The sequence below is a fragment of the Geomonas sp. Red276 genome, assembly GCF_054784495.1.
This window is the reverse complement of record NZ_BLXW01000058.1, coordinates 1-21,240: the sequence shown is the minus strand read 5'-3', so window position 1 is coordinate 21,240 and position 21,240 is coordinate 1. Positions and strand designations below refer to the sequence as shown.

Below are 21,240 nucleotides of genomic sequence, written 5' to 3'. Positions count from 1 at the left end.
CTGGAACTGGAAACGATTCTTCACGGCAGCCTCCTCGGATGGAATGTGCCGTGATTATATGAACCACCTACGACGTAATATGTCGCGCTTGTCTTCCAGCGGAAGATTGGCGCTAATCAGGTTCCTTTTTCCCCTCTCCCGGAGGGCGAGGGATTCCACGCTGCCTGGAAACCGCGTTCCCTCTCCCTCCGGGAGAGGGGCAGGGGTGAGGGGGGGCTGAAGTGTGGTAATCTCTTGTCATTCGTGGCATAAAGAGGGGCATTGCCACGTAACGAGGAGAGTCATGTTCGAGAACCAGTACAACGAGGAGATGGAGGCGGAGGTCAAAAGGCTCGAGGCCAAGGCCCGCGCCACCCAGGCCGGACATCCGGAGTGGGAAAACGCCTGCCGGGTCTGCGGCAAGGAGATAAGCGGCACCACCCTGGAGCGCTGCGGCGATTGCCAGTAACCATCTTTTTCCCGCCCGCATGTTGGGAAAAGCTTGTGAGGAGTGAGTTCATGAGGGAGCAGATCAGGATTTACACCATCAACAAGGGAGGCCTCGACCAGTTCGTGGCGGAATGGAACGAGAAGATCCGCCCCCTGCGCGAGAAGCTCGGCTTCGTGATCCCGGCGGCTTGGAAGGTCGAGGCGACCAACCAGTTCGTCTGGATCCAACGCTACGAAGGAAACCAGAGCTGGGAGGAGGCCGACCAGGCCTACTTCGCCTCGGACGAACGCAAGGCTTTCAACCCCGACCCGGCCCGCCTGATCGCCAGGATGGAGCAGTACTACGCCGACCCGGTCCGGTAGCTTGGCCTAAATCCCCCATTCCCGGAGGTATGCTATGCAAGAGACCCGCTGCGAAACGACCCTCCAGGCCCCCCCGGAGCGCATCTGGGAACTCCTTTCCGACCTTAACCTCTACGCCGAATGGAATCCGCTCTTCGTCCGGGCCGAAGGGGCGCTGCAACAGGGAGGGGAGCTGGGCCTCACCGTGCAGCTTCCCTCCATCCCTCCCTTCGTCATCACCCCCCGCGTCCTTGCCGCCCATTCCCAAAGCGGCTTCCAGTGGCGCCACGCCATGGCCACCTCCGTCCTCATGTCCTGGACCTACGGCATCTCCCTGGCCGAGCAGGGCCCGCAGGGGGTGACGGTCGTGCAGAGCTCCCGCTTCGGCGGCCTCCTCGGTCCCCTCTTCGGTTTCGCCCTGGCAACTTCGGTGGAGCGCGGCATGAAGGAGTTCAGCCGCGCCCTCGCCCGCTGGGGGGAGAAGGGGAACGTACGTTGCCTGAGATGCTGATCCCACTGATCCCACGGCAGACAAAACCTTCCTTGCGGATATAATTAGAATCTTGCAATGCCTGTTCTTTCCTCGCCGGGTGGCGGGGAGGCACTTGCATAACGGGTCTTATCCGTGAGGACGTCATGCGGGAACCTGAAAGCTCCGAATTCGCCGGGGAGAGGGTGCATTGCGCCGCTTTGAGGATGGCGCTGCCGGTCGCCCTCATGCTCCTGGTGGTCAAGCTTCTCAAGGTCTGGATGTCCCTCGTGGTGTTCCAGCGCTGGCCCGGGTACGGCGGCGAATGGATCCTGCACGTCGTCGCCGGCTCGGTCACCTTCCGTTTTTGCCTGCTCGGCCTCGTGGTCTACTGGCCATGGAAAAGGATCGCTCCCCCCCGCTGGCGCTGGCTCCTTCCGCTGCCCGCCGGCCTGCTCCTTCTGGCCGTCAAGCTGGGGAGCTCCCTGGTTCGCGGCACCGCCCCCAACCTTTCTCACCTCATCGCCACCTGGGCCGGCGAAATCCATTTCCTGGCCGCCACCCTCGCCCGCGATGCCGGCTTCGTCTGCCTCTACTTCTGCATGATCCACCTTGCCCTCATGGCCGCCGGCCGCGCCTTCCACCGGCACGCCCGCACCCTTTTCATGGCGCTGACCGTTTCGCTTTTGCTGCTGGCCGGGGCCGATCTCGGCTATTTCATCCGCACCGGGCAGAACGGGACCTCGCAGGCCGTCTTCTTCCTCTTGAAAAACGCGCGGAGCCTGGCCCCCCTGGTGGCGGGGGAATTCAGCACCTCGTCGTTGGTGGCGCTATGTTCCGGCCCGCTCCTCTTCTTCGTCTCCTGGCGCTATCTCAAGCTCCATCCCCCCCGGCTGGCGGAACCGTGGAGGAGGCTGGTGCTCCTCGTGCCGATGGTGACCGGTCTTTTCCTGCTGAGCCCCTTCGCCCCCACCCTGGAAAATCCCAAGTACGGAAGGTTCAGCCGGGATGTCTTCGACGGCATGGTGCGGGACGTGGTGGTCGACCCCTGCTTCGAGGCGGAGAAGAGCGCCCGAAAGGAACTCGCCGGGACCGGGAGCCCCGCCTGGGAGTCGTCCAACCTGAGGCTGGTGGGGCCTGGGAAGCGCCTCCCCAACGTGGTGATCGTGATGGTGGAGTCCTTGCGGGCGCGCTCAACCTCGCTGCACGATCCGAAGCTTGCCACCACGCCGTTTCTGGCGGAATTCTCCCGGCACGCCGCGGTCGTGGAGAGGATGCACGCGGTGATTCCCCGAACCTCCAGCGCCTGGATCAGCACCCTCTACGGGATGTACCCCATCTCCGATATCGCGGCGCAGGCGTGGGTGAACCGGCAGCTCGCCGACCCGCGCCCCAAAAGCCTCCCCGAACTCCTCAGGCCCCACGGCTATGGCAGCGCCTTTTTTCTCGCCACCCATCTCGAGATCGACAACGAGCGGGATATCGTCGCCAACCTCAAATTCGACCTGGTGCGCACCGAGGAGGATTTCCGCAGGGGGGGGGCGGTACCGCTGAACAGCATGGGGGTGGCCGACGACGTCATGCTGAAGCCGATAGGGAGCTGGGTGGCCGGCCAGCGGGCGGCGAAGCGCCCCTTCCTGCTCACGGTGATGACCAACGTGGGGCACGCCCCCTACCAGCCTCCCCCCTGGTGGGGAAGACGGATCGCGAGGAGCGGCGGAAACGAACTGTTGAACGACAGCCTCAACTGTGTGAGCTACTCGGACGACTTCCTGCGCAGGCTCTTCTCGATCGTCGCCGGGGCGGGCCTCGCGGACTCCACCATCTTCGTCGTGCTGGGGGACCACGGACAGGGGCTCGGGGAGCATCAAAGCTACGGCATGCGGACCCTCCACGAGGAGTGCCTCCATATTCCCACCCTCATCTACGCCCCCCGCTTCAAGGATCACCCCGTCGTGGTGCGGGGGCCCCGGCAGCAGATCGATCTCCTCCCCACCCTGGCGGACCTCATGGGGCTTCGGCTCGAAGGGGGGAGGCTCCCCGGCGGGTCGCTTCTGCGCGCGCAGGCGGAGGAGCGCCCGTTGTACTTCATGGGATCGATCGACGATTCCTTCCTGGCGGTGACCAGGGGAAGCCGCAAGTGGATCTACCACTTCGACCGCACCCCGGTCGAGGCCTACGACCTCGCCACCGATCCCGGGGAGCAGCATCCGGCCTACCGCGACAGCGGCGATCCGGCCGTCCGGGACGCCGTCCGCGACATGACCCTCTGGCGGGAGCGGAGCAGGCTTTCGCTCATTGCGGCTCCTCCGCGAAGGTGATCGGCACTCTTTCCCCTCCGCTCTCGGCCGGCCTTTGGCCAACCTCCCCGCCTTTTTCATCTCCCCTCCCCACCATCGAAAAACTCCCTCACCCGGCCTTCGGCCACCCTTCCCCCTGAAGGGGCGAGGGGATTTCATTTCCCTTTGACCCCGAACGGCGCCCCATGATATAGATCACCACCGTCCGCGACGGTTATGAAACAGCCGGTCCGCTGCGGCTAAATGAATTCACAGGAGATACTATGCCCGCCAATGCCCGTCATATTCTGGTCCACAGCGAAGCCGAATGCCTGAAGCTCAAGAAGGAGATCGAGGAGGGGGGTGATTTCGCCACCGTCGCCAGAGAGAACTCTTCCTGTCCGTCGCGTCTTCGCGGCGGCGACCTCGGAACCTTCGTGCAGGGACAGATGGTCAAGGAGTTCGACGAAGTGGTCTTCACGGGGGAGCTGAATACCATCCTCGGCCCGGTCAAGACCGACTTCGGCTATCACCTCATCGAAGTCACCAAACGGTGGTAGGCTTCGACTGGTCCACTGAAAACGAATGAGTTTTCGCCGGGTTGGGTGCGGCCGCTGCCGCGGGGTGGTGGTGGGTCGTCAAAAGACACACTAGATTAACTGTTTATGATTGATTATGAAAAATTAATATAGTGCATCGGTAAAGTATTCACTAAAGTAAAAAACCTTTTCCGACGATAAGCCTCTCAAATCGCGGCACGTTGATAGAGAGGCACGCTATGGGTTTTCTGTTTAATCTGTACCTTGGGTTGAAGATCAAGACACGCATCATCATGCTCTCCATCTGTTACAGCATTTGCATCATCGCGGCTGTCATGGTGGGGCGCTCGTACTCGGCCTCTTTCGCCGTCGTCTCCACCGCCGTCTTCGTCATCTTGGGGGTGGTCTTCAGCTCGCTTCTTTACTGGACGGTGAACGACGCTCTCAACCGGATCCTCGGCTATCTCGGCCGGATGACCGAGGGTGACCTCACCCAGCAGATAGCACCCAAGCGCAACAACGAGATCAGCCAGATCATCCGCTCGATCGGGACCCTGCAGAACACCGTCCGCGACATAGTCTCCCAGATATCTTCCACCGCCGAGCAGGTAGCCGTCGCCGCCCGCCAGGTTCATACCAACGCCGACCAAATAGCATCCGGTACCGAGAACGTCGCCTCCCAGACCAACGCGGTGGCGGTGGCCAGCGAGGAGATGGCGGCCACTTCCAGCGAGATCGCCAGCAACTGCCTGAGCGCGGCCGAGAGCTCCAACCAGGCTACCGGAACGGCCCAGGCCGGGGCCGGCGTCGTGCGCGATACCATCGACGGCATGGCCATCATCGCCTCGCGCGTGAAGGATGCCGCCAAGACCGTCGAGGGGCTGGGAGCCCGTTCCGACCAGATCGGCGAGATCATCGGCACCATCGAGGACATCGCCGACCAGACCAACCTCCTGGCGTTGAATGCGGCCATCGAGGCGGCCAGGGCCGGTGAGCAGGGGAGGGGCTTCGCGGTGGTTGCCGACGAGGTGCGGGCGCTGGCCGAGCGGACCACCCGCGCCACCCGCGAGATCGGGGACATGATCAAGGCCATCCAGCAGGAGACCCGCGGCGCGGTGGCCGCCATCGAGGGGAGCGTCAAGGAGGTCGAAAAGGGTACCGCCGCTTCGGTGAAGTCGGGAGAGGCACTCGAGGAGATCATCCAGAAGGTCACCGAGGTCACCATGCAGATCAACCAGATCGTGACCGCCGCCGAACAGCAGACCGCCACCACCGGGGAGATCTCCAGCAACATCCACCAGGTGACGGAGGTCATCAAGCAAAACGCCCGCGAGACCGCCGAATCGGTCCGCGCCTCGGCCACCCTCTCCGACCATTCGGGCCAGCTGCAGCGCCTGGTGGGGCAGTTCCACCTCTGATCGCTTTCCCGTCTTGCCCGGGGGACCGGCTCCGCAGGTGCCAGTCCCCTTTTTTTCGATTCCGATCGTTTTCCCGTCTCCCCGGGGACCGGCTCCGCAACCTGCCAGTCCCCTTTCCCGTTTCCCCTCCCTCTGTCCTTCCGCAACACCCCTCATTCCCCGTTCCATTCCCGCAGCTAACCCTTCCTCAAGCACCTTTTCCTCTCCCCGCCCCTTGCAATCGCCCCGAAATGACGTATCCTTTCCCGAAATTTCTTTGTTAGGAGGAACCATGCCGAAAGTGACGTTCAAGGGCAACCCGGTGACCCTGGTGGGGCCGGAACTCAAGGTGGGCGATGCCGCCCCCGACTTCTCCGTGGTCGACAACGCCCTCGCTCCGGTGAGCCTGGCGACATACGCCGGAAAGGTGAAGATAATCAGTGCCGTACCCTCCCTGGACACCCCGGTCTGCGACACCGAGACCCGCCGTTTCAACCAGGAGGCGGCATCGCTGCCGGGCGAGGTGGTGGTGCTCACCGTGAGCCTCGACCTCCCCTTCGCCCAGAAGAGGTGGTGCGGCGCGGCCGGCATCGACAAGGTCGTCACCCTCTCCGACTACCGCGACCGGAACTTCGGGACCAGGTACGGGGTGCTGATCGACGAGCTCAAGCTCCTCTCCCGCTCGATCTTCGTGCTGGACAAAAACAACGCCATCCGCTACATCCAGCACGTGCCCGAAGTCACCCAGGAGCCGGATTACGCGGCGGTCATCGCGGAGGCGAAAAAGCTCCTGTAATCTGGCCGGCTGGCCAAAAAAATAGGCGGCTCCGCTCGATGCGGTGCCGCCTATTTTTTCCCTGCCTGCGCCAGGTCAACCCCGCTGGACGATCTCCTCCAGACTCCCGGCTATGGTCGTCGAGGTAGCCGCCTGCTCCTCGGAAGCGGTGGCGATCTGGGCAATCATGTTGGCCACCTGGTCGATGGCATGGACCATTTGCTGCAGGGAATTGGCGGCCTGGCTGGAGAGGCTCTCGCCGGTTTCCGCCTCGCTTTTGCCCCTTTCGATGGAGCTCACCGCCCGGTCGGTCTCCTGCTGGATCTCCTTCACCATCAGCCGGATCTCCTTTGTCGAGTTGACGGTGCGGTCGGCCAGGGTGCGGACCTCGTCGGCCACCACGGCGAAGCCGCGCCCCTGTTCGCCCGCCCGGGCCGCCTCGATGGCGGCGTTCAATGCCAGAAGGTTGGTCTGGTCGGCGATGTCGTCGATCACCGTCACGAACTCGCTGATCTTTTGTGACTTGCTCCCCAGGCTCTCCATGATGGTGGCCGAGGCCCGCACCGCCTCGGCCACCTTCTGCATCATTCCGACCGCCTGGTTCACCACGTCCTGACCCTCCCGGGCGCTGGTGGCCATCTCGGTGGTCGTTTCGGAGGCGTTGACGGTGTTGCGGGCCACCTCGTTGACGGTAGCGCTCATCTCCTCCATGGCGGTGGCGATCTGGGTGACTCGATTCTCCAGGTATTCCTTGCGCTCGAGGTCCTGAACCCGTCGTCTCTCCAGTTCCTTCTCGGCGGTGACGTCGCTCCAACACGCCATGTAGCAGAGGACCCGGCTTGGGTTGGTGGCGTCCCAGATCGGATAGGTGGTGGTCCTCAGGGTCAGTGTGCCGATTGGTATCTCGGCCTTGTCGGGCATCTTTCCGGTCGGGTCCCCGAGGATGCTCCGGATGCGCTCAGGGGCCTTGTGGAACTGGTGAATGGAGTTGCCGCTTGCGTTGGCGACGTCGGCTCCCCCGAGTGCGGCGTTGAGTTCCCTGCGGTGCTGGGCCATCAACTCCTTGGCCCGGCGGTTCATATAGATGATGTTATTCTGCGGAGAGGGGTCACAGAGCATGACAATGTTGTCGACGTTGTCCAGCATCTGGCAAAGCTTGGCGATTTCGTCGGATTTTTCCTTCGCTACCTGGTCTTGATTGGAACCGAACCACCCCATGGTTGTCTCTCCTGCGCGATAGGTGCCGTTTTGAATGTATGTCAGTTACGGGTTTTACTGACATATCGGCCTGAGTGGTGAAAAGTTTAGCGTGTGCCAACTTTACGGTAACTTTTCGTCGAGCCACGGCGGGAGGGTTATGCCAGGGGAACGGTCCGACTTTTCTCTTGCGAAAACTCCACTGATTCCTTTGACATTTGCCGCCTCCATAAATAGAATGTATCGGAAAAAACGCTGGGGAAGCCCCAAGGGCAGGGGGAGTAATGGCCTTACAGGACATCAGGGTTCTCATTGTCGATGACGAGATATTTTTCCGCCATGTGCTGCGCGACATGCTGGGGAAGATCGGATTTACCGTCGCCGGCGATGCCTGCGACGGAGACGATGCCGTGGAGAAGTTCCGCACCCTGCGCCCCCACGTCGTTTTGATGGACATCTACATGATCAACATGAGCGGGATCGAGGCGACCAAGAAGATGCTCGCGTCGGACCCCAACGCCAAGGTGGTCATCTGCAGCGCCTCCGATGCCGATTACGATGCCCAGGCGGCCCTGGACGCCGGAGCGAAGCTCATCCTCAAGAAGCCCTTCGTCCCCCGCGAGGTCTACGAGGCGATCCGCAAGGCGCTCACCGGCAAATAACCTCCCCTTATCCCCTTTGGCTGCAGCATGCGGCGGGACCACACTCTCAAGAAAATATCGCCTCACTCACCACTCTTTTGCTTGACTCTCATTCCTGCTTTTGCTATAAACAGGATCTCCATTGAGCGGGAATAACTCAGTGGTAGAGTGCAACCTTGCCAAGGTTGAAGTCGCGGGTTCGAACCCCGTTTCCCGCTCCAAACAATAATCAAAGGCCAAGCTGACAGCTTGGCCTTTTTTGTTTTGTGCTCTCATCCCTGCATAGGTAATTTTCTGATTTAATTTTTTATAATTTGTGGTATCAAAGAGTCGAAAGCCATAGCCGTTACTGCTAACTCGCACGGTCTCCGATCCTTAGGCAGACCGCACGTCATTCAACTTAAACGGCTGGTACATTGCTCTCTCTGTCGGGCTCGTACCTCGCAAGGGCCTTCACTGTGACGCCACTGCCGAAATATCGCCAGTCCAACCTCCACCTGTTAGTTACCGGGGGCTTCCTCATGGTCGCCTTCTGGTTTGTCGACAGCTATCTCGACGCCCTTTCCGGCGCCGGTTCCCTCCGCAATTACATCCTCCACCCCGCCCTGTCCGATGTCGTCCATCGGGTGCAGTCCATCATTTTCATCACCGTGCTCATCGCCTACGTCTGGAGAAAATCCGCTCAGCGGGACAGCATTGCCCGCTCCCTGGATGCCGCGCTCGAAGAACTGGTCAAGGAGAGGAACCGCTTTGCGGGACTGCTGGCCGGGATCCCCGACGCGGTAACCCTGCAGACCGTCGACCTGAAGATCATCTACCAGAACCCCGCCTCCGTGGCCGCCATGGGAGAGCACAGCGGGGAGTACTGCTATGCGGCCTACCACGACCGCACGACTCCCTGTCCTGACTGCGCGCTGGTTGAGTCATTCAAGGACGGCCGGTTGCACAAGCTCGTGCGGCAGAATACCATCCATGGCCAGGAGAGGTGCTTCGAGTTCCTCACCGCCCCCCTCCGGGACTCCAACGGTGCCATCATCGGCGGGGTCGAGTCGGTGCGGGACATCACCGAGCACCGGCGCGCGGAGGAACTGCTCGCCCAGCGGTTGGCGGCCATCGAGAGTTCCCTGGACGGTATCGCCATCCTCGATGCGGCCGGCCTTTATACCTACCTCAACCGAGCCCATGCCAATATTTACGGCTACGACTCCGCCGACGAGCTGGTGGGAAAAAGCTGGCAAAACCTCTACGCTGACGAGGAACGCCAGCGGTTGGAGCCGCTCATCTACGAAGGGTTTTCCCGCTCCCGCGGATGGCGTGGCGAGGCGACCGGGAAACGCAAGGACGGAAGCTCGTTTCCCCAGGAAGTCTCGCTCACCATGCTCGACGACGGCGGCATCATCTGCGTCGTGCGCGATACGAGCGACCGCAAGCGGGCCGAGGCCGACATCATGCGGCTCAACGAACGCCTGGTCCGCAAGTCGCAGATCCTGCAGGCCGCCAACCAGGACCTCGAATCCTTCAGCTACTCCCTTTCCCACGATCTGAGAACGCCGCTGACCGCCATGTATTCCGCCGCGCAGACGCTCGATGACCTCTACGGCTCCCGGTTCGACGAGACCGGGAACACCCTGGTGGAGACCATCCTCAACAGCTGCGAGAAGATGGAGGCGCTGATCGAGGCGATGCTGGTGTTGTCGCGGATCACCAAGTCCGACCTGAAGTACCAGGAAGTCGATCTCAGCGAGCTTGCTCAAACGATTGCCCTGGAACTGGCCCAGCGAAACCTGGAGACCCCGGTCGCCTTTTCCTGCGAGGAGGGGGTAACCGCGTGGTGCGATCCCGCCCTCACCAGGATTCTCCTTGAGAACCTGCTCGGCAACGCCTGGAAGTACGCCTCCCAGAAGGAACATCCCGAGGTCCGCTTCGGTTGCCGCCGGGAGGAGGGGAGGCGGTGGTTCTTCGTGGGGGACAACGGGATCGGATTTGACCAGCAGGAGGCGGAGATCATTTTCAAGCCGTTCCAGCGCTCCTCCTCCGCCACCCACTTCCCCGGGATCGGTATCGGCCTCGGCACGGTCCAGAGGATCGTCGACCGCCATGCCGGCGTCATCCGCGCCCAAGGGGAGGTCGGGGTCGGCGCCACCTTCCTCTTCAGTTTTCCCGATCCCCCTGACGCGATGTAGTTCCCCGCCGGCCGGAAGGCCGAATGCCTTGGCGTTTTGGTCGCTCCCCGCCTGCCGCCCAAAATCCGCCTGACCGCTTTTCCTCGACTAAGCCACCTTTCCATTCACAAGAATCGACTTTTAATCGACCGGAACCCGCTTCCCTGCACCGGGCCACTTTGCCCCTCGACCAAATCCGCCTTTCCCCCGACCAGATCCACTATTTCCCCGACCAGATCCACTATTTCATCCATCGGATCGACTTTTCACCGGCTTTCCCTGGACCAGTTACCCCTGCACGCTCCTGTCCCGGGGCAGCCCCGTGGTCCTCGCGCTCCCCACTCGTTGCACATGCCGTCGAGAAATTATAAAAACGTAAAATAATGTTTTATTTTACCTTGACATGTTGTTGGGCAACCAGTATTTTTCTCACCATACTCCATCAGTGTAATCATTTTTCCCCTCTTCCCGGAGAGAGGCGATTACCTGCTCTCGCTGTCGCCGGTGAAAATTTCGCGACACCACGCGATGTTTCCCGCCGACGGGCGAGCCCGGGCAATGGCGGTGGGTGTGTGTGGTTTCGTTGTAGAGCGATAAACAACTGTTTTAGCCGCTGATGGTAAGATGAGGTCGGACGCTCGACGCTTTTGGCTCGCGGTAAACGTCGCTCCAGCCGGGATGCTGGATATGAGGGTCAGATGGATCGGCAGACGGAACAGCATACGCAAGCGGAAAAGAGGAAACGCGGGAAGAAACCGGTAATGGTGGATGGCCTGCAAAAGGGTTTCGAGCTCCTGGAGATTCTGGCGTCGGAAGGAGATTCCTGCTCGATCTCGGCGCTGGCCCGGAAGGCGGGACTCAGCCGGTACAAGACCTCGCGCTTTCTCGCCGTGCTCGAGGAGCAGGGGCTTGTCGAGTGCGCGCTCCCGGACGGGCGCTACGGGCCCGGGCAGGCGAGGCGGTTCGGCCAGAAATTCCTCGACGGGGCGCGGACTCTGAGGTACGCCGGGGTGCTGGTGGAAACGGTCCTCCCGTCACCCGAGGACGATCTCTACGTCACCATCATCGATGACGCCCACCCGGTGCTCGAGTCCCTGGCCCGCCGGCATAACGAGGCGGTCTACATGGCCATCCTCAAGGGGGAGGACGTCGTCCTGATCGACATGGTCGACTCGGGGCAGACGGAGAGGCCGGAGTCTTTCGTCGGCAAGCGCTTCCCCTTCTTCTCCAACGCGGCCGGCAAGGTCATGAGGGCCATCGATTCCTGGGATCTCCTGGAGAAGATCGCCAAGAAGTGGCGAGGGGGGCGCGGGCGCTACCCCGACCTGGAGGCCCTTCACCAGGAGCTCGAGGAGATCAGGGAGAAGGGGGTCGCGGTGGACATCTCCGGGATGGGGGACGGCCTCATCACGGTGGCGGTGGCGGTGAAGGATTACGCCGGCAAGGTGGTGGGGGCGGTGATGATGCTCGGCCCCTCGTTCCGCCTGCTGGGAGAGCGGCTGGAGGAGGAGATCATCCCCTCGCTGCGCAAGAGCGCCGAGCTATTGTCGATGAAGTTCGGCTACGTGCCCTCGCCCACCCTCCGCTAGCTCCTCATTGGGGGAGATGGCGGTTATCACTTATGAATTTGGTAGCGATATAACGCGAAGCGGTTACAATAGACAGGCACCACTCACCCAATACTCCAGGAGCCTGCGGTATGCGACCCAATGAAACTTCGTATTACGAGACACTTTCCTTAAGCGACCCGAATTTGCGCCGGCGGTACATGGTGCTGGCCGACCAGTTGAAGGGGAACATCCGTTTCGGGCTGTTGCTCGAGATCCTCGACCTGGTGGCCGAGAAGACCGCCCTCGACTACGTGCGCCGGAGCTATCCGGACGCCCGGGTGGTCACCGCCGCCATCGACAACATCTTCATCCGCCACGCAGCCGACGTCACCCGGGACATCGCCTTCCACGCCCGCATCAACCACGTCGGGAGAAGCTCGCTGGAAATCGGCATCCGCGTCGAACAGCCGGGCGAACCCGCCAATCACATCGCCTCCTGCTATTTCACCATGGTCGCCCGCTCAGGCGTCGGCGACGAAGCGGTGAGCCTCGTGCTTCCCCCCCTCGAATACTGCGACGAGATCGAGAAGGCCCGTGCCGACAAGGCGCTGGCCGCCCGCGAAGATTATCGACGCCAGCAGGCGCTTTTGGCCGAGCCGCCCTCCCGCGACGAGTACACGATGCTGGCCTCCTTGCACCGTGCCCAGGAGGAGCCGGGTTTTGACGGTCTTTTGGCCGGCAAGCTCGAGACCGACGCGTGGGAGCGGATGTATCCGGAGCAGGAGAACGTTCCGCAGAAGATCTTCGGCGGCTACCTGGTCCGGCGCGCCTACGAGCTCTCCTCCATCTGCTCCGAACTGGTGGCCCCCGACCGGGCCATCATCGCGGCGGTCAACCGGATCAACTTCTTCCACCCGGTGCGTCTGGGCGACAAGCTCCACTACACCTCCCGCGTGGTCTACACCAACGGGAGTTTCATCTGCGTCGAGGCGGGGATCGAACGTATCAGCCGCGACCGGAGCACCAAGGCCCTTTCCAACCAGTGTCTCTTCACCTTCGTGAACGTCGACCCGGAGCTGGTGCACCGTCCGGTCCCGGCAATTTATCCGTCCACCTATGCCGAGGATGCCCGCTACCTGGCCGCCCACCGGAGCTACCAATCCATCGTGGAGCATCACTCGATTATCTGATGGGTACCCCTCATCACCTGGAGGGGCAGGCACTCTCCATCCCCCCGCCACTCCATTTCCCCTCGCCCTCCGGGAGAGGGGCAGGGGTGAGGGAGCGTTAAAACCTACCCTCACCCGGCCTCCGGCCACCCTCTCCCGGAGGGCGAGGGTATACATGGAGAGCTTCGGCCACCCCTAAAGGGCCGAGGGGGGATGAAAAAACCGCCTCCGGCACCCTCTCCTCTGAAGGTGAGGGGAGATCGGGGGGCATTGCAAGGAGACAGACCATGAAGGACGTCTTCGTAGTTGAAGCCGGGAGAACGCCATTCGGCTCCTTTGGCGGGGCGCTCTCCGATATCGAAGCACCGCTACTGGCGGCCTCGGTGATGAGGGGCCTCATTGAGAAAAGCGGTGCGGATCCCGCCCGCATCGACGAGGTGATTGCCGGACAGGTCCTCTCCGGCGGGACCGGCCAGGCCCCGGCCCGGCAGGCGATGCGGGGGGCGGGAATCCCCGATGCCACCCACGCCATGACCATCAACAAGGTCTGCGGCAGCGGCCTCAAGGCGATCATGCTCGGAGCCGGCTCCATCATGCTGGGAGATTCCAGCATCGTGGTGGCCGGCGGCATGGAAAGCATGTCGATGGCCCCCTTCGCGCTCAAGAAGGGGCGTTACGGCTACCGGATGGGACACGGGGAGCTCCTCGACCTGATGATCTACGACGGTTTGCAGGACCCCTTTTCCGGCCGCCACATGGGCGAGCTCGCGGAGGATGCGGTGACCCGCCACGGGATTTCCCGCGAGGAGCAGGATGCCTGGGCCCTTCGCTCCTACCGCCGTGCCCAGGAGGCCAACCGCGAGGGGATCTTCGGCGACGAGCTCGTCCCGGTGGTCAAGAAGGGGAAGGGGGGCGAGGTGACGGTCGGCGAGGACGAGGAGCCGTTCAAGGTCGACTTCGACCGCTTCGCGTCCCTGCGGCCGGTCTTCAGCATGACCGGCACCATCACCGCCGCCAACGCTTCGACCATCAACGACGGCGCCGCCTTCTTGCTTTTGGCGGGGAAGGAGGCGCTCAAGGAGAACAACCTCACGCCCAAAGCGCGGCTGGTGGCCTATGCGACCTACAGTCTGCCGCCGGCGCAGTACACCGATGCTCCCGCCGGAGCCATCGAGCGCGCCCTCACCCGGGCCGGTCTCAAGCTCGCCGACATCGACCTCTTCGAGATCAACGAGGCCTTCGCCGCCGTTACGTTAATGGCGATCAAGGCGCTCGACCTCGACCCGGAGAAGGTGAACGTCAACGGCGGGGCCTGCGCCATCGGCCACCCCATCGGCGCCAGCGGCGCGAGGCTTGCGGCCACCGTGGTCCGGGAAATCCAGAGGAGGAAGGCCCGCTATGGCCTGGCCACCCTCTGCATCGGCGGAGGCGAGGCGGTGGCGGTCATCTTCGAGAGGGTTTGAATTCCGACCCCATCCTCACCCCGGCCCTCCCCTTGAAGGGGAGGGGGAGTCAGCTGAAGGGGAAGGTTGTGATGGAAATATAGATTGGAACTGTCCGCGTCGATGCGTATCCGCCTCAGCAGCGTTCCAGGTTCTTAGGAGGGATCATGTTCACCACCGTCGGTGTTTTGGGCGCAGGGCAGATGGGGAGCGGGATCGCCCACGTCATGGCCCAGTTCGGCCACCAGGTGCTCCTGCACGATATCTCCCATGCCCAGCTCCACAAGGCGCTCAAGTCGATCGCCCAGAACCTGGAGCGGCAGGCCAAGAAGGGTATCGAGCTCGGCGCCGGGATCGACGAGATCATCGGGCGGATCGCCATCGCGGAGGACATCGCCCCCTTTTCCGCCTGCGACCTGGTCGTCGAGGCCGCCACCGAGAACGAGGCGCTCAAGTTCGAGCTCTTCCGCCGTCTGGACCAGGCGGCGCGCAAGGACGCCATCCTCGCCTCCAATACCTCCTCCATCTCCATCACCCGCATTGCCGCGGTCACCACCCGCCCGGACCGGGTGATCGGGATGCACTTCATGAACCCGGTTCCGGTCATGCAGTTGGTGGAGGTCATCCGCGGCCTGGCGACCAGCGAGGAGACCTTCTCGGCGGTGAGCGCCCTGGCGGCCAGGCTCGGCAAGGAGGTGGCGGTCGCCAGGGACTACCCGGGCTTCATCGTCAACCGGGTGCTGATCCCCATGATCAACGAGGCGGTCTTCGCCCTCTATGAGGGGATCGCCTCGGCGGAGGACATCGACAAGGGGATGAGGCTCGGGACCAACCAGCCGATGGGGCCTTTGACCCTGGCCGACTTCATCGGGCTCGACACCGTGCTCGCTATCTGCAACGTGCTCTATGACGGATTCAAGGATCCCAAGTACCGCCCGTGTCCCCTGCTGGTGAACATGGTGAATGCCGGCTACCTGGGGAGAAAATGCGGCAAAGGTTTTTACGACCACGACCACCCGTAGGTGGCAACAGGAGGACCCATGGAAAAGAAATACGTGCTGGCCGAGATCGCCGACGGGATCGCCCAGGTCACCATCAACCGCCCGACCAGTCTCAACGCGCTCAACGCCGAGGTGCTCGGGGAACTCGAATGTGCCTTTTACGAGTTGGAGGAGGATCAGTCGGTACGGGTGGTGATCGTGACCGGCGCGGGCGAAAAGGCGTTCGTGGCGGGAGCCGACATCAAGGAGATGGCCGAGATGAATGCCTACCAGGCCCACCAGTTCGGGCTCAAGGGGCAGCGGCTGATGCTTTTCATCGAGCGGATGAGCAAGCCGGTCATCGCCGCCGTCAACGGGTTTGCGCTGGGAGGCGGGCTCGAGCTCGCGCTCGCCTGCGACTTCATCTACGCCTCGGAAAACGCGAAGGTCGGTTTCCCGGAGGTGACGCTGGGGATCATGCCCGGCTTCGGGGGGACGCAGAACCTCGCCAGGCTGATCGGGCCGGCCCGGGCCAAGGAGCTCGTCTACTCGGGGCGGATGATCTCGGCGGAGAAGGCGCTGGCCTGGGGGTTGGTGAACGAGGTCTGCTCCCAGGCGGAGCTGGGGGGGAATGTGCTGGAGGCCGCCCGGGAGATCGCGAAGAGGGGCTCCCTCGGGGTCGGCTACGCCAAGAACGCCATCGTGAACGGGCTCAATATGAGCAAGGACGACGGCTTCCGCTACGAGGCCTCGCTCTTCGGCGTCCTCTTCGCCACCGAGGACCAGAAAGAAGGGATGACCGCCTTCGTCGAGAAGCGCAAGGCGGAGTTTGCCGGGAGGTAGGTCTGCATCGCCGCGTCCATCTAGGGGAGAGGGGGGAAAGTCTGCCCTCACCCGGCCTTCGGCCACCCTCTCCCCTAAAGGGGCGAGGGTGTATGGAGAGCGGCCTTGGGGCCACCCCGAAACGGGGCGAGGGTAGAGGGGGCGGCAGGGGGGACGGCTAGCAAGGAGGGAGGGATGGACTTCGAGTTGGGGCAGGATCACCGGGTGTTGCAGGATTCCGTCCGTGACTTCGTCAATCGGGAAATCAAGCCGATCGCGGTCCGGATCGACGAGGAACACATGATCCCCGACGAACTGGTCGCCAAGATGGGGGACATGGGGCTTCTCGGGAGCTACCTCCCGGAGGAGTACGGCGGGGCGGGGCTCGACATGCTCTCCTACGTCATCGTGGTCGAGGAGGTCTCCAAGGCCTGCGGATCGAGCGGCGTCCTCATCTCGGCCCATACCTCGCTCGCCTGCGGCCCCATCCTCACCTTCGGGAGCGAGGAGCAGAAAAAGAAGTGGCTTCCCGACCTTTGCAGCGGGAAGGTGATCGGCTGCTTCCTGCTGACCGAGCCGGACGCCGGTTCCGACGCCGGCTCCATCTCGACCTCCTACCGGCGCGACGGCGATCATTTCGTCATCAACGGCTCCAAGATCTTCATCACCAACGGCGGCTACCGCGGGACCGGCGTCCTCTTCGCCACCCACGACAAATCGCTCAAGCACAAGGGGGTATCCGCCTTCATCGTCGATCTCGGCTCCCCCGGGGTGGAGATCCTCCGCAACGAGAAGAAGCTCGGCATCCGGGGAAGCTACACGACCGCCTTCGCCTTCGACGAGCTGCGGGTCCCGGCCGGGAACCTGCTGGGCGAGGAGGGGCACGGCTTCAACGTCGCCATGGACACCCTCAACGGCGGCCGGATCGGGATCGCCGCCCAGGCCCTGGGGATCGCCGAAGGGGCCTTCCAGCGGGCGCTTGACTATTCCAAGGTCCGCAAGCAGTTCGGCCACCCCATAGCCGAGCTGCAGGCCATCCAGTTCAAGCTCGCCGACATGTACGCCCGCATCGAGACCGCCAAGCTGATGACCTACAAGGCGGCCTGGCTCAAGGACAACCACCGGAACTACACCATGGAGTCGGCACTCTCCAAGATGCTCGCCTCCGAGGCCGCCACCTACGTGACCAAGGAAGCCATCCAGGTCCACGGCGGCTACGGTTACATCACCGACTACGAGGTGGAGCGGATGTACCGCGACGCCAAGATAACCGAAATTTACGAAGGGACCAACGAAGTGCAGCGGGTAGTCATATCCCGGATGCTTCTTTCCCGATAACCTCCCCGGAGCCCGCTTTATGGAAGCAACCAGAGAGATCTACTGGAACGTGGGGCACCTCGTGGTGCTCCCGATGTACCTCGTCACCATCATCGCCGCGGCCCTTTTTTGCTACGGATTCTGGGCCCGCATCAAGACCTACCGGCAGGGAAGGGCCCTCGACCGCCTCGACCACCTCGCCACCCGCATCGAGCTTGCGGCCGTCAAGCTCTTCGGCCAGGGCAAGGTGCTCGCCCGCAGCGCCCCCGGGACTGCCCACGCCATCTTCTTCTGGGGATTCATCCTTCTCTTCATCGGGACCCTGCTCATCATGCTGCAGGTGGACTTCTCGGTCCCCCTCTTCGGCGTCGTCTTCCTCAAGGGGGGCTTCTACAAGCTCTACTCGCTGACCCTGGACTTAGCCGGCGTGGCGGCCTTCGCCTGCCTGGCGGTCCTCGCCTCCCGCCGCTTCATCGGGCGCCCCCCCGGCCTCGAGACCACCCGCGACGACTACCTCATGCACGGCCTTCTCGCCATCATCATCCTGACCGGGTTCGTCGAGGAGGGGGCGCGGATGGCGGTGACCGAGATAGGTCCCAATCCTGCGCTGGCCCGTTTCTCGCCGGTCGGCCTGGCGGTCGCCCACCTCCTCTCGGGGTTGGACGAGAGCTCGTTACGCGAGCTGCACCGGGTCAACTGGTGGATCCACCTCCTCCTGGTCTCGGGCTTCATCGTCTCCATCCCCTGGACCAAGTTCCGCCACCTCTTCACCACCCCCGCCAACTACCTCTTCACCGACCTCCGGGAGAAGGGGAGCATCGCCACCATCGACCTGGAGGCGGAAGGGGTGGAGCAGTTCGGGGTGGAGAAGGTGGCCGACCTGACCTGGAAGGACATCTTCGACGCCGACGCCTGCACGAGCTGCAAAAGGTGCCAGGACCGCTGTCCCGCCTGGAACACGGAGAAACCGCTCTCTCCCATGAAGCTCATTCACCAGATCGGCGACACCTCCTTCAATTCCCCGGAGGCAAGCCTCATCGACACGGTGAGCCGCGACGTCCTCTGGTCCTGCACGACCTGCCGCGCCTGCCAGGAGATCTGCCCGGCCGAGATCGAGCACGTGAACAAGATCATCGAGATGCGGCGCAACCTGGTCCTCATGCAGGGGGAGTTCCCGGGGGACGAGGTGATGACCGCGGTGAACCACCTGGAGGTGAACGGCAACCCCTTCGGCATGGCCTTCGCCTCCCGCGGCGATTGGGCGGAGGGGCTCGGGGCCACCGTCCTGAGCGAGCTTGCCGAAGGGGAGCCGGTGGATCTCCTCTACTTCGTCGGATGCTACGCCTCCTTCGACCAAAGAAACCGCCAGGTCGCCCGGAGCTTTCTCAAGATCTGCCGGGAGGCGGGGATCCGGGTCGGGATCCTCGGCAAGGAGGAGAAGTGCTGCGGGGAGCCGTTACGAAAGCTCGGCAACGAGTACCTCTACCAGGAGACGGCGCGGGAGAACATCGAGCTCATCAAGGGGTACGGCGTCACCAGGATCGTCACCACCTGCCCCCACTGCCTCAATACCCTCGCCAGGGATTACCGCGACCTGGGTCTTAACGCGGAGGTCGAGCACCACAGCGTCTTCATCGACCGTTTGATCGCGGAGCAAAAGATCCTCCTCAACCCGCAGCAGTTCGACTATACCTACCATGACTCCTGCTACCTCGGGCGCTACCGCGGGATCGTGGACGAGCCGAGGAACGTCCTGCATGCGGTAGGCGGCCGCATCAACGAGATGTCGGCCTGCGGGATGGAGAGTTTCTGCTGCGGCGCGGGGGGAGGGCGCATCCTCGCCGAGGAGAAGCTCGGGAGCCGGATCAACGTGAAGCGCGTGAGGATGGCCGAGGAGACCGGGGCGCCGCTTTTAGTGTCGAGCTGCCCCTTCTGTCTCACCATGTTCGAGGACGGGATCAAGACCGGGGGGTGCGAAGGGAAGCTCGTCGCCCGGGACCTGGCCGAGGTGGTGGCGGAGAGGCTCGATACCCGGCTCCTCTTCGCCCCGGGTGGGCCGGTCGGCTACACCGTACCGGAAGAAACCCCTCCCCGGGAGGGGGAGCGCGCCTCCTCCCCGTCCGATGAGGTCAATCCCGGAGGTTGAGCCATGGATCTGGAACTGACCGAGGAGCAGAAGCTCGTCCGCGAGCTTGCCCGCGACTTCGCCCGTAGCGAGCTGGAGCCTTTGGCCGCCCGGCTGGACCGCGGGGAGGAGCTCCCCGCCTTCGTGGAAAACCTCCGCAAGCTGGCCCGTCTCGGCTTCATGGGGCTGAGCGTGAGCGCCGGGCACGGCGGCGCCGAGGCGGGGGCGGTGGCCTTCAGCCTGGCCATCACCGAGCTCGCCCGCGCCTGCGCGTCGACGGCGGTCACCGTCTCGGTCAACAACATGGTCTGCGAGGTGATCCAGGCGGTCGGTTCCCAGCAACAAAAGGAGAGCTATCTCCCCCGCATCTGTTCAGGGGAGTACGCGGCGGCGAGTTTCGCCCTCACCGAGGCGGGGGCGGGATCGGACCCGGCGGGGATGACCACCTCCGCGGTGAATGAGGGGGACTCGTGGCTTCTCAACGGCTCCAAGCTCTTCATCACCAGCGCTCCCTACGCCGGGCTCTTCCTGGTCTTCGCGGTGACCGACCGCGAGGCACCCAGAGGGAAGGGGATCAGCTGCTTTCTCGTGGAGGCGGGGACTCCCGGCCTGGTGGTCGGGAAGCAGGAGGAGAAGTCCGGACAGCGGGGGTCGGCGACCTGCGAGGTCATCCTGGAGGGGTGCCGGCTTCCCCGGGAGGCCCTGCTCGGCAGGCTCAACGACGGCTACCGGATAGCGGTGGGGGAGCTCGCCGGCGGACGGATCGGGATCGGATCGCTCGCGCTCGGGGTGGGGCTTGCCGCCATGGACTTCGCCACCCGCTACAGTACCCAGCGGGTCCAGTTTGGCCGCCCCATCTCCGACTTCGAGGCGACCCGCTTCAAGATCGCCGACGCCTACACCGGGCTGGAGGCGGCCCGCCTGCTCCTGATGAGCGCCGCCTTCCGCAAGGAGAAGGGGCACACCTTTGCCAAGGAGGCCTCGATGGCCAAGCTCTTCGCCTCCGAAGCGGCCAACCGCGCCTGCTATCAGGCGGTCCAGATCCTCGGCGGCTACGGTGTCATGGGAGATTTTCCCGTAGAACGCTATGCCAGGGATGTTCGAGTCACCACCATCTATGAAGGAACCAGCGAGATCCAGCGATTGATCATCGCTCGAGAAATATTTAAAAATTTCGCATGAGAACCTCGTCCGCCACCAAACCGCTCAATTTCCTCTCCATCTGAATCCATCCTGCCGTTAATTGTCTACAAAGAATCCCGCGATGTGCCCATTATTGTAATTGACACGGGAACTGCCTTTATTTAATTTATCGCCACTTTATTGGGTCGAACTTTATGCTTTGTCCGTCTACCTGGTAGTGCGGTACAAATTATATTCACATGGAGGGATGCTATGAAGGTGAGGAGGTTAGCGGCAGTTGTACTGGGCGCCGCCCTGACAGTGACGTCGCTGTGGGGCTGCAGCGGGGGATCCTCTGTCAATTCAAGTTGCAAATGCACCAGCGAGGGCAGTAGCAAAGACCTCAGCGGGCGTCCGGTAGTCTAAACACTTGCGGGGGCGGTTATTTAGCCGATCGACTGCCTTCTGTACCGCCTCTTCTTT

At 63.0% G+C, this 21,240-nt stretch carries 18 protein-coding genes, 1 tRNA gene and 1 pseudogene; 18 read left to right on the top strand and 2 right to left on the bottom strand.

Annotated elements, in window-relative coordinates:
- The first annotated feature begins 283 nt into the window (after positions 1–283).
- The 7 genes from ACYVL5_RS22795 (at position 284) to tpx (ending at position 6,251) form a co-directional block, all read left to right on the top strand.
- Complete coding sequence (locus ACYVL5_RS22795) at positions 284–448, top strand: hypothetical protein (protein WP_460597854.1); 165 nt, start codon at positions 284–286, stop codon at positions 446–448.
- Between the two features lie 50 nt (positions 449–498).
- Entirely contained in the window at positions 499–792 is a 294-nt protein-coding gene (locus tag ACYVL5_RS22790; protein WP_460597853.1) for an NIPSNAP family protein, read from the top strand.
- A gap of 34 nt (positions 793–826) precedes the next feature.
- Positions 827–1,282 (top strand): SRPBCC domain-containing protein, encoded by a 456-nt coding sequence (locus ACYVL5_RS22785; RefSeq protein ID WP_460597852.1) that lies wholly within the window; start codon positions 827–829, stop codon positions 1,280–1,282.
- Between the two features lie 125 nt (positions 1,283–1,407).
- Complete coding sequence (locus tag ACYVL5_RS22780; RefSeq protein ID WP_460597851.1) at positions 1,408–3,561, top strand: LTA synthase family protein; 2,154 nt, start codon at positions 1,408–1,410, stop codon at positions 3,559–3,561.
- A 242-nt stretch (positions 3,562–3,803) separates the two neighbouring features.
- Positions 3,804–4,079, top strand: coding sequence for a peptidylprolyl isomerase (locus tag ACYVL5_RS22775; protein ID WP_460597850.1), 276 nt, complete (start codon positions 3,804–3,806; stop codon positions 4,077–4,079).
- A gap of 218 nt (positions 4,080–4,297) precedes the next feature.
- A complete protein-coding gene (locus tag ACYVL5_RS22770; protein WP_460597849.1) occupies positions 4,298–5,476 on the top strand; it encodes a methyl-accepting chemotaxis protein in 1,179 nt (392 codons plus the stop codon).
- 271 nt (positions 5,477–5,747) lie between these two features.
- Entirely contained in the window at positions 5,748–6,251 is a 504-nt protein-coding gene (tpx, locus tag ACYVL5_RS22765; protein ID WP_460597848.1) for a thiol peroxidase, read from the top strand.
- Between the two features lie 75 nt (positions 6,252–6,326).
- Here the strand turns inward: tpx and ACYVL5_RS22760 are convergent, their stop codons facing one another.
- Positions 6,327–7,448, bottom strand: coding sequence for a methyl-accepting chemotaxis protein (locus tag ACYVL5_RS22760; RefSeq protein WP_460597847.1), 1,122 nt, complete (start codon positions 7,446–7,448; stop codon positions 6,327–6,329).
- Between the two features lie 263 nt (positions 7,449–7,711).
- Here ACYVL5_RS22760 and ACYVL5_RS22755 point away from each other — a divergent pair, with 263 nt between their 5' ends.
- The 11 genes from ACYVL5_RS22755 (at position 7,712) to ACYVL5_RS22705 (ending at position 20,817) form a co-directional block, all read left to right on the top strand.
- The gene (locus ACYVL5_RS22755) at positions 7,712–8,089 is read left to right on the top strand and encodes a response regulator (RefSeq protein ID WP_460597846.1); all 378 of its coding nucleotides are present in this window, start codon (positions 7,712–7,714) and stop codon (positions 8,087–8,089) included.
- 125 nt (positions 8,090–8,214) lie between these two features.
- Positions 8,215–8,289, top strand: a tRNA-Gly gene (locus tag ACYVL5_RS22750).
- Between the two features lie 237 nt (positions 8,290–8,526).
- A complete protein-coding gene (locus ACYVL5_RS22745) occupies positions 8,527–10,251 on the top strand; it encodes a PAS domain-containing sensor histidine kinase (protein WP_460597845.1) in 1,725 nt (574 codons plus the stop codon).
- 677 nt (positions 10,252–10,928) lie between these two features.
- A complete protein-coding gene (locus ACYVL5_RS22740) occupies positions 10,929–11,819 on the top strand; it encodes an IclR family transcriptional regulator (RefSeq protein WP_460597844.1) in 891 nt (296 codons plus the stop codon).
- Positions 11,820–11,929: 110 nt separating this feature from the next.
- Positions 11,930–12,970, top strand: a complete 1,041-nt coding sequence (locus ACYVL5_RS22735) for an acyl-CoA thioesterase (protein WP_460597843.1) — start codon at positions 11,930–11,932, stop codon at positions 12,968–12,970.
- Between the two features lie 266 nt (positions 12,971–13,236).
- On the top strand, positions 13,237–14,412 hold the full coding sequence (locus tag ACYVL5_RS22730) for a thiolase family protein (RefSeq protein ID WP_460597842.1): 1,176 nt from the start codon (positions 13,237–13,239) through the stop codon (positions 14,410–14,412).
- A 146-nt stretch (positions 14,413–14,558) separates the two neighbouring features.
- A complete protein-coding gene (locus ACYVL5_RS22725; protein WP_460597841.1) occupies positions 14,559–15,413 on the top strand; it encodes a 3-hydroxybutyryl-CoA dehydrogenase in 855 nt (284 codons plus the stop codon).
- Positions 15,414–15,431: 18 nt separating this feature from the next.
- Positions 15,432–16,214, top strand: a complete 783-nt coding sequence (locus tag ACYVL5_RS22720) for a Clp protease/crotonase-like domain-containing protein (RefSeq protein WP_460597840.1) — start codon at positions 15,432–15,434, stop codon at positions 16,212–16,214.
- 174 nt (positions 16,215–16,388) lie between these two features.
- Complete coding sequence (locus ACYVL5_RS22715; RefSeq protein WP_460597839.1) at positions 16,389–17,531, top strand: acyl-CoA dehydrogenase; 1,143 nt, start codon at positions 16,389–16,391, stop codon at positions 17,529–17,531.
- Between the two features lie 19 nt (positions 17,532–17,550).
- Positions 17,551–19,656, top strand: coding sequence for a heterodisulfide reductase-related iron-sulfur binding cluster (locus ACYVL5_RS22710; RefSeq protein WP_460597838.1), 2,106 nt, complete (start codon positions 17,551–17,553; stop codon positions 19,654–19,656).
- Between the two features lie 3 nt (positions 19,657–19,659).
- Positions 19,660–20,817 carry an acyl-CoA dehydrogenase family protein gene (locus ACYVL5_RS22705; RefSeq protein WP_460597837.1) on the top strand — a complete coding sequence of 386 codons (1,158 nt, stop codon included), beginning with the start codon at positions 19,660–19,662 and terminating at the stop codon, positions 20,815–20,817.
- Positions 20,818–21,120: 303 nt separating this feature from the next.
- On the opposite strand, the pseudogene ACYVL5_RS22700 reads toward ACYVL5_RS22705, so the two are convergent.
- Positions 21,121–21,240, bottom strand: a pseudogene (locus ACYVL5_RS22700) (IS30 family transposase); the annotation flags it as partial.